At 38.0% G+C, this 12,749-nt stretch carries 9 protein-coding genes; all 9 read left to right on the top strand.

Annotated elements, in window-relative coordinates; all coding sequences use genetic code 11:
• Nucleotides 1–141 precede the first annotated feature (141 nt).
• The 9 genes from AC0KUU_RS12280 to AC0KUU_RS12240 all read left to right on the top strand — a co-directional run bounded on the left by AC0KUU_RS12280 (nucleotide 142) and on the right by AC0KUU_RS12240 (nucleotide 12,727).
• Nucleotides 142–1,515: an amino acid permease gene (locus AC0KUU_RS12280; protein ID WP_043979177.1), complete on the top strand. Its 1,374-nt coding sequence runs from the start codon at nucleotides 142–144 to the stop codon at nucleotides 1,513–1,515.
• Between the two features lie 172 nt (nucleotides 1,516–1,687).
• Nucleotides 1,688–2,380 carry a Crp/Fnr family transcriptional regulator gene (locus tag AC0KUU_RS12275; RefSeq protein ID WP_043979174.1) on the top strand — a complete coding sequence of 231 codons (693 nt, stop codon included), beginning with the start codon at nucleotides 1,688–1,690 and terminating at the stop codon, nucleotides 2,378–2,380.
• Nucleotides 2,381–2,416: 36 nt separating this feature from the next.
• Entirely contained in the window at nucleotides 2,417–3,133 is a 717-nt protein-coding gene (locus tag AC0KUU_RS12270) for a YjjG family noncanonical pyrimidine nucleotidase (protein WP_043979171.1), read from the top strand.
• Between the two features lie 229 nt (nucleotides 3,134–3,362).
• Nucleotides 3,363–5,051 (top strand): gamma-glutamyltransferase, encoded by a 1,689-nt coding sequence (ggt, locus tag AC0KUU_RS12265; protein WP_043979169.1) that lies wholly within the window; start codon nucleotides 3,363–3,365, stop codon nucleotides 5,049–5,051.
• A gap of 588 nt (nucleotides 5,052–5,639) precedes the next feature.
• On the top strand, nucleotides 5,640–7,094 hold the full coding sequence (locus tag AC0KUU_RS12260) for a glycoside hydrolase family 68 protein (protein ID WP_043979166.1): 1,455 nt from the start codon (nucleotides 5,640–5,642) through the stop codon (nucleotides 7,092–7,094).
• Nucleotides 7,095–7,191: 97 nt separating this feature from the next.
• Complete coding sequence (locus AC0KUU_RS12255; RefSeq protein WP_165575336.1) at nucleotides 7,192–8,757, top strand: glycoside hydrolase family 32 protein; 1,566 nt, start codon at nucleotides 7,192–7,194, stop codon at nucleotides 8,755–8,757.
• A 107-nt stretch (nucleotides 8,758–8,864) separates the two neighbouring features.
• Nucleotides 8,865–9,299 (top strand): ferritin-like domain-containing protein, encoded by a 435-nt coding sequence (locus AC0KUU_RS12250; protein WP_013056263.1) that lies wholly within the window; start codon nucleotides 8,865–8,867, stop codon nucleotides 9,297–9,299.
• A 301-nt stretch (nucleotides 9,300–9,600) separates the two neighbouring features.
• Entirely contained in the window at nucleotides 9,601–11,061 is a 1,461-nt protein-coding gene (locus tag AC0KUU_RS12245; RefSeq protein ID WP_322551933.1) for an MDR family MFS transporter, read from the top strand.
• A 475-nt stretch (nucleotides 11,062–11,536) separates the two neighbouring features.
• Nucleotides 11,537–12,727: a glycine C-acetyltransferase gene (locus AC0KUU_RS12240; RefSeq protein ID WP_043979160.1), complete on the top strand. Its 1,191-nt coding sequence runs from the start codon at nucleotides 11,537–11,539 to the stop codon at nucleotides 12,725–12,727.
• Nucleotides 12,728–12,749 lie beyond the last annotated feature (22 nt).

Raw genomic sequence — 12,749 nt, 5'->3', positions numbered from 1 at the left:
TTTTAATCATTAAAAAGTTCAAAAACTAAATTATTTTACACAGAAAATTAAATGTAGTAAAATAATTCACTGTTACATATATAGAAAGATCTACCACTAAAAAGTAGTCATTCGTAATGAGATGAAGAGAGGTTAGTCATCATGAGTAATCTGTTTGCAAAAAAAGATGTTAACAAGCTGTTAGAGGAAAATGCGGCAAAAGAATCAACTAAGACACTAGGGTTATTTGATGTGATTTTGATGGGAGTAGGAGCAACTATTGGGACAGGAGTTCTGGTTATAGCAGGGTTAGTTGCCGCGAGGGATGCAGGGCCCTCGGTCTCCATTTCCTTTGTTATTTCTGCAGTAGCCTGTATTCTTGTTGCGCTGTGTTATGCAGAATTTGGTTCAGCTATTCCAAGTTCAGGAGGCGCATATACATACATATATGTTTCACTAGGAAAATTTGTAGCGCATTTGATAGGATGGTCCATCGTGGGATGCTATACGGTATCTTTAGCTTCCGTAGCGGGCGGATGGTCATCTTATGTGAATAATGTGCTTACTGAATTTGGTATTAGACTTCCTGAATCGTTCACGGCCATACCAAGCGGTGGAGGTATTATTAATCTTCCTGCGGTATTTATTGTGCTGTGCATGTCGTTTTTATTAACAAGAGGGGTAAAAGAAAGTAAAAAAATAAATAACTTAATGGTTTTAATCAAGATAGGTATTGTTCTTTTATTTGTAGCCGTCGGCGTCTTTTTTATTCATACAAATAACTGGCACCCATTTACTCCTTTTGGTGTGAAAGGAATCTTTGCAGGCGCAGCTTCCGTCTTTTTTGCTTATAACGGATTTGATGCCATTTCTACTTCGGCAGAAGAAGTGAAAAATCCGCAAAGAAACTTGCCGCTAGGCATTTTGATTGCACTAAGTGTTTGTGCAGTCATTTACGTAGTAATTGCATTAGTATTAACAGGAATGGTTTCTTATAAAGAGCTAAACGTAGGTGATGCGTTGTCATATGCGCTCAATAGCGTAGGACAAGAATGGGCAGCGCTCATTGTATCTATAGGAGCGGTTATTGGTATTATGGCCGTCGTATTTGCTTATTTGTTTGTCGTGCCTCGCATACTGATGTCAATGAGCCATGATGGATTATTGCCGTCTCTTTTTGCGAAAGTAAACCGAAAAAACAGCGAACCTGTCATATCCACATGGCTTGTGGGCGCGTTAGGCGCTGTTGTAGCTGGTTTTGTTGATTTAAAACAGCTGGCAGATTTAGCGAATATGCTAGCGATTGTCACGTTTGCTGCCGTTTCATTTTCGATTTTGGTTCTGCGAAAAACTCAGCCTAACCTAAAGCGCGGTTTCAAAGTACCTTTTGTACCATTTATTCCGATTATTGCTATTCTTTGCTGTATCTTTCTCATGTTCAACTTATCAATGAAAACGTGGATGTATTCAATCGGCTGGATGCTGATTGGCGTCTTTATTTACGTTGGATACGGTAGAAATAAAAAGAGCGTTTAGCAAAAAAAGACTCTAAGCGAACAAGCTGGAGTCTTTTTTGTGTATATATTTATCTTGAAAGTGAGCTATGAACATAACGTAAAAATTAAAAATTTATTTGAGACATATGTCCTTTTTATTTTAGGAAATGTTATTGTTTAATAAAAGAAACCGTTATGATGGAGAGGAAAACATGAGGGAAATTACAAGTGAGAAACAGCTGATGGAGTATATAAATACTTATAAATTAGAGTCGGTTTTCAAAAAAGAGTTACTACCGCATTTGTCACTGTATGATGTCGACGCAGGGGAACGTCTTTGTTCTCAAGGAGATGCGTCCCACTGTTTGTACATATTGATGAAAGGCAAGGTTAAAGTTTATACCATATCGCCCGAAGGCAAGACGCTTGTTCTTTCTTTTAAACAGCCCCTGGAAGTAATAGGTGATATTGAGTACGTACAAGATGTTGATATTATGAATACGGTTGAAGCCGTTTCACCTTTAGTTGTTATTGGTATACCATACAAACGATTAAAACAGTATGCGAGCAAGGATCCACAGCTGCTGACGTTTTTATTGGAAATGCTCACAAAAAAGTTTTGCGCAAAATCGAACTCGCTAAGCTTTAATTTAATGTACCCAGTTGAAGTGCGGCTGGCTAGTTACTTACTCTCTATTTTTTGTGAAGAATCGCATTTGGTTATGAATCAAAAAACAGAAAGCTTAAAAGATATAGCTAATTTAATCGGAACGACTTACCGGCATTTAAATCGTGTTCTTCAGAAATTTGTAGCGCAAGGAGTTATTGAAAAAAAGAAAGGCTCCATTATTCTCAAAGATAAGGAAAAACTGAGCTGTCTAGCAAACGACAATATATACGAATAGAAAAAGCAATAGATTAGTTGAAGGGGAGAGAGAAGAATGAAAACATACCGAACGCTGCTATTTGACATTGATAATACACTTTTGGATTTTAACGCAGCCGAAGAGCAGGCTTTACAGCTTCTTTTTGCTAACCACGATATTCCGCTGACTGAGGAAAGCAAAAAACGTTATAGTTTGATCAACCAGGGGTTATGGACAGCTTTTGAAGAAAATAAAATAAGCCGTGAGCAAGTTGTAAATACCCGCTTTTCTACTCTATGTAAAGAATATGGAATAGAAAAAGACGGAAAGCTACTTGAAACAGAGTACCGAACATATTTGAACAATGGCCATCAGCTCATTGACGGAGCGTTTGAGGTAATTAAAAACCTGAGCTGTCACTATGAGTTATATGTTGTTACAAATGGCGTATCGGCTACGCAATATAAACGCCTTCAGGACTCAGGTCTATATCCTTATTTTAAAGAAGTATTTGTTTCAGAAGATACGGGCTTTCAAAAGCCTATGAAGGAATATTTTGATTATGTTTTTTCACGTATAACAGAGTTGTCCGTACATGAAACATTAATTATTGGAGATTCTTTGAGTGCAGACATTCAAGGCGGGCAGCTGGCGGGTATTGACACGTGCTGGCTTAATCCTCAGAAAAAAAAGAATGATACAAATTGGAATTCAACCTATGAAATAGGAAGACTTCTAGAGCTTTATGACCTGCTGAACGTAAATAATGAAGTAGCTCCGGTACAAGTGTAAAAGTGTATAAACGTTAGAAAACGCAAAAAGTGCTAACCTTTTTTAGAACAAAAAGGGTGGGCACTTTTTCTATTTTACGGCTTTCAAAGGCTTAAAATACGCTAGGGATATTGGTCTATAAATAGGATTGTTAAAGTAATCAATACAAATTTAAACAGTTTTATCTCAAAAGCAATAGGGTATTTTACCAATATCCCAGATAAAGTAAGTAACTAGGAGGTCGTAAAAGATGATTAATGGCAAAAGTTTATCTCGTTCAGGAAAGAGTTCATATAGAAGAGAAACAGCGGTTGGAAAAACAGGAATGGTAGCCAGTGCTCATCCAATTGCAACAGATGCCGGAGAACAAGTGCTAAGAGCCGGAGGCAATGCAATTGATGCAGCAATTGCCGTTCAGTTTGGGCTCAACGTTGGAGAGCCGATGATGACGGGTATTGGAGGCAGCGGCTTTTTTATGGTATACCACAATGAAAGCAAAACAACTAAAATTTTTGACGGGCATTCTCAGGCTCCTAAAGCAGCCTATCCTGAAATGTTTCTTGATGAAAATAAAGAAGTTATTCCGTTTAGAAAGCGTTCTACTCATGCAACGGCAATTGGAATTCCAGGGATTTTAAAGGCGATGGAAGCAGCTCGTAAAGAGTATGGAACAAAACCCCTTGCTGAATTGATTGAACCGGCTGCCAAAGCAGCAGAAGCAGGTGTGGAAACAAACTGGGTTCTTGGAGATATTTTAAAAACATATGCCTATCGACTAGGAGAACATGCTAAGCAGCTATATTCTCCAAACGGCAAGCCTATGCAAGAAGGAGATATGATTAATAAAAAAGATCTTGCTAAAACCTTCCGCATTCTTCAAGAAAAAGGTATTGAGGCTTTTTATGAAGGTGAAATTGCAGAAGCCATTATTTCAACGATCAAAGAGCACGGCGGTTTTATGGAACTGTCGGATTTGAAAGAATACCAGATTAAGATTGATGAGCCCGTGTGGGGAGATTATAAAGGATACCGAATTGCTTCTTCCAACATGCCTAGTGCAGGAGGAACCACCGTGCTGCAAATCTTAAAGATATTAGAGGACTTTGATGTGTCTCAGTACGACGTGAAATCTTGGGAAAAGTATTATTTGTTTGCAGAAGCTATGCGTATTGCATTTTCAGATAAAATTGCATTCTCTGGAGATCCAGCCTACAGTGATATTCCACTAAAAGGGCTTTTAAATGATGAATATATAAAGGAACGTCAAAAATTGATTAATTGGAAGCATAAAAATGAGAAAGTTGATTTTGGCAACCCGTGGGATTATGAGAAAGGCCAAAAAGTGAACGTTGTGCGTCAGCCTTATGAACCTGAACGTGAGCTTAGTGAAACAACTCACTTCACGGTAGTTGACCGCTGGGGCAATATTGTCGCTTGTACATCAACTGTGGAACATCCTTTTGGTACAGGAATTATGGTTAAAGACCATGGGTTTTTACTCAACAACGAGCTTACTGATTTTGATGCTATTCCTGGAGGATTAAATCAAGCGGATGCAGGAAAGCGTCCGGTTAGCTGTAAAAGTCCAACCATCGTTTTTAAAGACAGCGAACCTGTACTTACTTTAGGGTCTCCAGGCGGACCAACGATTGTAGGGTCTGTGTTTCAAACGCTTATGAATGTCTTAGACTATGGAATGGATATAAAAGAAGCGATTGAAGAACCAAGAATTTTTAATAGTACAGGATCACTTATCGGTTGGGAAGCCGGAGTGGATATGAATGCCAAGGGAGAGCTAGAAGCCATGGGATTTAATTTTGGAGATGAGCCATTCCCAATCGGAAATGTTCAAGGTATTCAAATTGATAAAGAAACCGGCCGTTTATTTGGAGCAGCTGATTCCAGCCGTGAAGGAAAAGCAACTGGCTTAGACTCTTAATATTCAAAAAATGCATTATACGCTCTCTCTTTTTACAAAAGGGAGAGCGTATAATGCATTAAAAAAGATAAAAATGAGTAGGTAAAAAGAAGGAATATTTTTTTCTAAAAACATACTTTAGACCTTTATTATTATCATCCTAATCTTTAGAAAGGAAAAAGAATAGAACGTTTTCATATCCGGCTAATAAAAAAAAGTACTGATTTTTTCAAGAGATTGATGAAAATAGAATAGTCGGAAAGTATAAAAAACAGAATAGCGCTTTCAATGCTGGAAAGATAAAGTGTTTAATCATGTAGAAAGTATAAAACGCAACGGCTGGAAATCGTGGTTTGAAATATAAAAAAAGCCTTACACTTTTGTTGGAAAAACGGTTACATAAAAAAGGCCCTTACACGTAAACTTTGGTCCTAGTTACAGCTCAAGGAAAAAGATAAAAATGAGAAATAGCTACATTTGGCATGTTTGACTTTCGCCATTTATCCAAGTAATCTTTTGGTTGAACGGAACCGGTTCTGTTTTCGGATTTTTGATAGCTAATTGAATTAATAAATTTATATTCTTTACTAACACAAAAGGAGAAAACATATGAAAATGAAACGAGTTGCTAAGCATACAACTGCTGCTACATTGGCTGCAGCCCTACTAGTAGGCGGGGGATATCAAACATTTGCTAAAGGAAACGACAGCAAAGACTTTAATAATAGCTACGGAATTTCGCATATTACTCGCGATAATATGGTGAAAATTCCACAGCAGCAAAACAGTGATCAGTTTAAAGTTCCTGCTTTTGATGAATCAACTATTAAAAACATTGCTTCTGCTAAAGGAAAAAATGCATCCGGAAATACAATTGACTTAGATGTATGGGACAGCTGGCCATTACAAAATGCTGATGGAACAGTAGCGACTTATCATGGATATCAAATTGTGTTTGCCCTAGCAGGTGATCCAAAAGATTCGAATGACACGTCTGTTTATCTTTTCTATAAAAAAGCTGGAGACAAATCAATTGATAGCTGGAAAAACGCTGGAAGAGTGTTTAAAGACAGCGATAAATTTGTTCCAAATGACCCGCATCTTAAAAATCAAACACAAGAATGGTCTGGTTCTGCCACGTTAACAAAAGATGGTAAAGTTCGTTTGTTCTACACGGATTATTCAGGTAAACAATACGGAAAACAAACGTTAACGACAGCTCAAGTGAACATGTCTCAGCCAAACGATAATACGTTAAAAGTTGATGGAGTAGAAGATTACAAGTCAATCTTTGACGGTGACGGAAAGATTTATCAAACGGTTCAGCAGTTTATTGATGAAGGCGGTTATGACACAGGGGATAACCATACGCTAAGAGATCCTCATTACATAGAGGACAACGGACATAAGTATCTTGTTTTCGAAGCTAACACAGGAACAGAAGATGGCTATCAAGGCGAAGACTCTCTATATAACAGAGCATACTACGGAGGAAACAATCCTTTCTTCCAATCTGAAAAGAAAAAGCTTCTTGAAGGATCTAATAAAGAAAAAGCTTCTTTAGCAAACGGGGCTTTGGGCATTATTGAGTTAAATAATGACTATACGCTCAAAAAAGTAATGAAGCCGCTTATTACATCAAACACAGTTACAGACGAAATTGAACGTGCAAACATTTTCAAAAAAGATGGAAAATGGTACTTGTTCACCGATTCTCGCGGATCTAAAATGACGATTGATGGAATCGGGCAAGATGATGTGTATATGCTAGGCTATGTTTCAAATACATTAACAGGAAAATATAAGCCTTTAAATGATACAGGATTAGTTCTTCATATGGATTTAGATCCTAATGATAAAACATTTACGTATTCTCACTTTGCTGTACCTCAAACAAAAGGCGATAATGTCGTTATTACAAGCTACATGACAAATAGAGGCTTTTATGAAGACAACCACTCTACATTTGCACCAAGCTTCTTAGTGAACATTGACGGTTCAAAAACATCTGTTGTAAAAGATCGTGTTCTTGAGCAAGGTCAGTTAACAGTAGATGAAGACTGAGCGCTTTGCAATAGCAATAAAAGGAAATGGTGATTGTAATCACCATTTCCTTTTGTTTTATTCGATGTAGACAAAAAAGAGAAAGGTTGGGGTTTGTTTGAAGAAAAAAGGTGCTTATAAATGGATAACGCTTGCCGTTCTTTTAGTTATAATAGCCGGACTTATTATAACAGCCGTATCCAAAAAAGAGGATACAAAAGACCAAGGAAAAGAAAAAGAGAATAAAAGTGAATCCACTTATCGCCCGGTGTATCACTTTAGTACGCCTGATAAATGGAAAAATGATCCTCAAAAGCCCATTTATTTTGACGGGAAATATCATTACTATTACTTATACAATCATGATTATCCTAAAGGGAACGGGACGGAATGGCGACATGCAACGTCTAAAGATTTGGTTCATTGGAAAGATGAAGGAGTAGCTATTCCAAAGTATACAAATAAAAATGGCGATATATGGTCCGGATCCGTTGTAGAGGATAAAGATAACACAGCAGGCTTTGGTAAAGACGCAATTGTAGCCATTATGACCCAGCCTTCTGCCGATGGACAAAAGCAAGAACAGTATCTATGGTATAGTACCGATAGAGGAAAAACCTTTAAATCATATAGCAAAAATCCTATCATGCCTAATCCAGGCACCAAAGATTTTAGAGATCCCAAAGTCATATGGGATAATGAACATGACAAGTGGGTTCTCGTCATGTCAGAAGGTGAAAAAATCGGATTTTATGAATCTTCTAACCTAAAGGATTGGACGTATACGGGAGGATTTGTAACTAAAGACATTGGCATTACCGAATGTCCAGATCTTTTTCAAATGAAGGCAGATGACGGGACAGTTAAGTGGGTTCTCGGGACAAGTGCAAATGGAAAAGAAAGCGGAAAGCCAAACACCTATGCTTATTGGACAGGAAATTACGATGGAACAACATTCACTCCCGATATGGACGAGCCGCAATGGCTCGATCATGGTTTCGATTGGTACGGAGCAGTAACGTTTGAAGACGGTAAAAATAAAGGTTCCTTAGAAAAGCGCTACGCTTTTGCATGGATGAACAACTGGGATTATCCGGATAAGACGCCAACGATGAAAGAAGGGTTTAACGGCTTCGATTCAGTAACCCGGGAAATTACGCTTTCAAAACAAGAAGACGATCAGTACAGCCTGTTATCAAAGCCTGTCGAAGAATTAAATCAGCTAACTGATTCAACAAACTCTGTTGAACAAGTAGAAGTAAACGGAGAGAAAAAGTTAAAGGTAAAAGGTGAAGCTTATCAGCTTGATACAGATATTTCATGGTCAGATGCAGAAAATGTAGGCTTACGACTTCGAGAGTCCGCAGATCAAAAGCGGCACATTGATGTGGGCATTTTTGCAAAAGATAACGTCTCATATGTGAACAGAAGCTATAGCAATCAGCCTGATCAAAGCAAAAAGTATGTGGAAAGCCGTGATTACTTTGATGCAGGCAAGAAAAATGTTCATTTGAAGATATTGGTAGATAAAACAAGCATTGAAGTCTTTGTTGATGATGGAAAAACCGTGCATTCTAGCGAAGTGTTTCCGCGTCACAACGACCAAGGAATTACGCTTTTCTCTCAAGGAGGAACGTCTCTCTTTAAAAATATAGAAATCAAACATCTTCGCTCTCTTCAGTAATTTCCCTACTTTTAAAAAGAAGGAGCAGAATATCGCCTTATTGTGGTTTAGGACTAGATAGAAAGGGTACATGTCTACTAACAGCAAATGAAAGGGTGTTTATTCAAATGGAAGAGAAAATGAGACAACTAATAGAGGGACTTAATACCGATTTAGCGGGTGAATATTCGGCGGTTATTCAGTACACTTACTATGCGTCTACAGTAACCGGCCTAGAATATCAAATTTTAAAACCTTTCTTTGAAGGAGAAATTCCTGATGAGCAAGGACATGCCCTTTATTTATCAGAAAAAATCAAAAACCTTGGCGGTGAGCCAACAACAAAGCCAGCTGAGGTGAAGCACGTCTCAAACGTAACGGAAATGCTTAAAGAAGCGAGCAAGGCTGAAAAAGAAACTATCCAGCGCTACGAAGAGCGTAAAAAACAAGCGGAAGAGTTAGGGTTAACAGAGCTTGTTGTAAAGCTTGAAGATATGATTGCAGATGAAACAAATCATATGGAAGAAATGGAACGTTTATTAAAAGATCCCCGCTTAAGTTGATCATACAAAATATATAAAAGCATCCCGTACCAGGTGTTACGGGGTGCTTTTTTGCAATTTAAAAAGGAAATAAAACATCATGTACGCATGTTTCTATCAATGAGAGGAAAGTCATATTTTTGAAATTATCTATCGCTTTGGAAAAATTTATAGTAAAATAATTATTTGGCTGCATATGGCAGCAACTATATGCGGGGCATCACATACATATAAAGGCTAAAAGGGTATCCGTATATTGAAACCGCTTTTATCTTCTATAAGAAAAAACATGGTATGCCCGCAGTTGCAAGGAGAGAGAAAGATGAGGAAACGAATCATGACAGCGCTGCTGCTTGTCACTGTTTTAGCTGCAATGGAAGGAACCATTGTCAGTACGGCTGTTCCAAGAATTACAAGTGATTTGTTGGGCATTGAGCTAGTTAGCTGGGTATATGCCATTTATATGCTGACAACTGCTGTATCTACACCTATATACGGAAAGTTAGCGGATCTATTCGGCCGCAAAAAAGTTATGCTTGTTGGAATCATTATTTTCTTAATCGGATCGATACTTTGCGGACTTAGCTTTTCGATGCAGCAATTAATTGTCTATAGAGCGATCCAAGGGCTGGGCGCCGGGGTCGTTATGCCGCTTACAATGATTATTATTGGCGACTTGTATGAAGAAGCAAAAGAAAGAGCCAAAGCGCAAGGGTGGATTAGCGCAGTTTGGGGAGTTGCGGGAGTTCTCGGGCCTCTTCTTGGAGGATTCTTAGTGGATACGCTGTCTTGGCGCTATATTTTCTTTTTAAATATACCGTTTGGACTAATGGCTTTTTTTGTTCTTTTAGTAAACTATAAAGAAGAAGTGGTAAAAGAAAAACGTTATATCGATTATATTGGAGCGGTGACGTTTTCAGTGGGAACAATTGCGTTTTTATACGCGCTTTTAACCGGAAGTCAGCATCAAAACTGGGGAGATCCGACCATTATAGGGTTATTTGTTCTAGCTGTTCTAACATTCATTGGCTTTATTTATATAGAAAAGAAATCTCCCGAACCTCTTATCCCGCTTGAACTGTTTTCCATTCGAAGTGTATCTGTTATAAACTTATTAACACTTCTTGTGGGATCAGTAGTTATTAGTATTACGGTCTACCTTCCAATTTGGAGTCAAGGAGTGCTGGGGAAAAGTGCAACCGCTGCTGGTTTTGTATTAATGCCTATGCCAGTATGCTGGACGATTGGTTCACTGCTTTCAGGGAATTTAGTAGGGCGTCTTAAAACGCACTCCATCCTTACGCTGGGCACGGCAATTGTAAGTACGGCTTGTTTTATGCTGTTTTTAGTTTCCACTCACTCACCCGTATTTTTAATTTATGTAGCCGTTGGGGTCCTTGGGTTAGGAATGGGTATTATTACGCCTATTTTTATGCTAGTTATTCAATCATCGGTCCCGGCTAGCAAAAGAGGAGTAGCGGTGGCTCTTAATACGTTTACAAATACATTTAGTCAAACGCTAGGTTCTGCGGTGTTTGGTACAATCTTTAATTTAGTGACACTTTCACAAGCAAAGAAATTAGGGCAAGAAAATTTAAATGCTTCGTTTGAGACAGGCGGAGTACCAGCAGAAGAACTGTCAAAGCTGCATGAAATTCTTGCATCAGGTGTGCACATTATTTACAGTGGAACGTTTTTAGCTGCATTACTAAGCTTTGCTGTTTCATGCTTATTAGTAAAAAACGAACATAAAAAAATAAAGACTATATCTATGCAAAAGTAACGAAAGAGGCTGTTACAAAACCAGTTTAGTTGAAGGATAATCCGAACGAGTTTGATTAGGAATCAAATTCGTTCGGATTTTTTATAGGTATGGTGAATGTAGCTTTCACATATCTAGCTGTTGAGTGGATTGATTTCGTTATATATCAGTCTCTTCCTTGGAAGAATTATCAAAGAAAGAAAATAAAAAAGATATTGTCTGATAACGTTCCCGTAAACTCATTCATAATAAGAAGGATTCTTATCAATGCAGAAAATTTTTTATTTTTTGTTTTTTTAGTATGGACATTTACCTAGTTGTTTATTATTATGAATTCTATAAGTATTGAATTTTAAGCGCTTTCAAAAGAAACATTTGTCTTTCTCAGGAATACACTTGATTTTTAACTCATATACTGTAAGTGCTTAGATTAATCTTTTAATGGGGAAAAGAGAAGTTTATAAGAGGCGTTGAACAACAATGAGGGGGATGGAAGATGACAAGCAGACGTTTAAAAGAATTCTTGAATAATAATTTAGAAGATTTAAAAGATAAAGGATTATACAATGTCATTAATCCGGTAGAGGGGCCAAACGGACCTGTGATTCAAATTGAGGGAAAGCAATTAATTAATTTATCATCCAACAATTATTTGGGTCTTGCTACAGACGAGAGGCTTATTAACGCGTGCAACGAAGCCACTGAAAAATACGGAGTGGGGGCTGGAGCTGTCCGAACGATTAATGGAACTCTAGATATTCACATTAAGCTAGAGGAAAAGCTAGCCGAGTTTAAGCATACAGAAGCAGCTATAGCTTATCAGTCTGGCTTTAACTGTAATATGGCAGCCATCTCCGCGGTTATGGATAAACATGATGCGATTTTATCAGATGAGCTGAATCACGCTTCAATTATTGACGGATGCCGGCTATCAAAAGCAAAAATTATTCCTTTTAAGCATTCAGATATGGAAGATCTTCGTGCAAAAGCGGGCGAAGCACAAAAATCCGGTTTATATAATAAAATAATGGTAATTACCGATGGTGTATTCTCAATGGATGGAGACATTGCTAAGCTTCCGGAAATTGTAGAAATCGCAGAGGAATTTGACTTAATCACATACGTAGATGATGCTCACGGGTCGGGCGTATTAGGGAACGGCATGGGCACAGTCAAACATTTTGGCTTATCTGAAAAAGTAGACTTCCAGATTGGAACATTATCAAAAGCGATTGGAGCTGTAGGTGGGTACGTAGCCGGAAAAAAAGACTTAATCGACTGGTTAAAAGTAAGAAGCCGTCCGTTTTTGTTTTCGACTGCTATTACACCAGGCACGGCTGCTGCCTGTATAAAAGCAATTGAAATCCTAAGCACAAGTACAGAGCTGCAGCAGCAAATGTGGGAAAACAGTCGGTATTTAAAGCAAGGACTAAAAGAACTAGGCTTTAACATTGGAGAAAGTGAAACACCTATCACTCCGTGCATCATAGGAGATGAAAACCAAACGCAGATTTTTAGTGAGAGATTAATAGAAGAAGGGGTATACGCTAAATCAATTGTTTTCCCAACCGTTCCAAGAGGGACAGGACGCGTTCGCAATATGCCGACGGCTGCTCATACGAAAGAAATGTTAGATGAAGCACTTCGTATCTACAAAAAAGTAGGCAAGGAAATGAAATTAATCTAAACGTTTAATCTAGGCAGTACAC

Source organism: Priestia sp. ST2, assembly GCF_055810735.1.
This window is presented reverse-complemented; position numbering and strand designations above follow the sequence as displayed.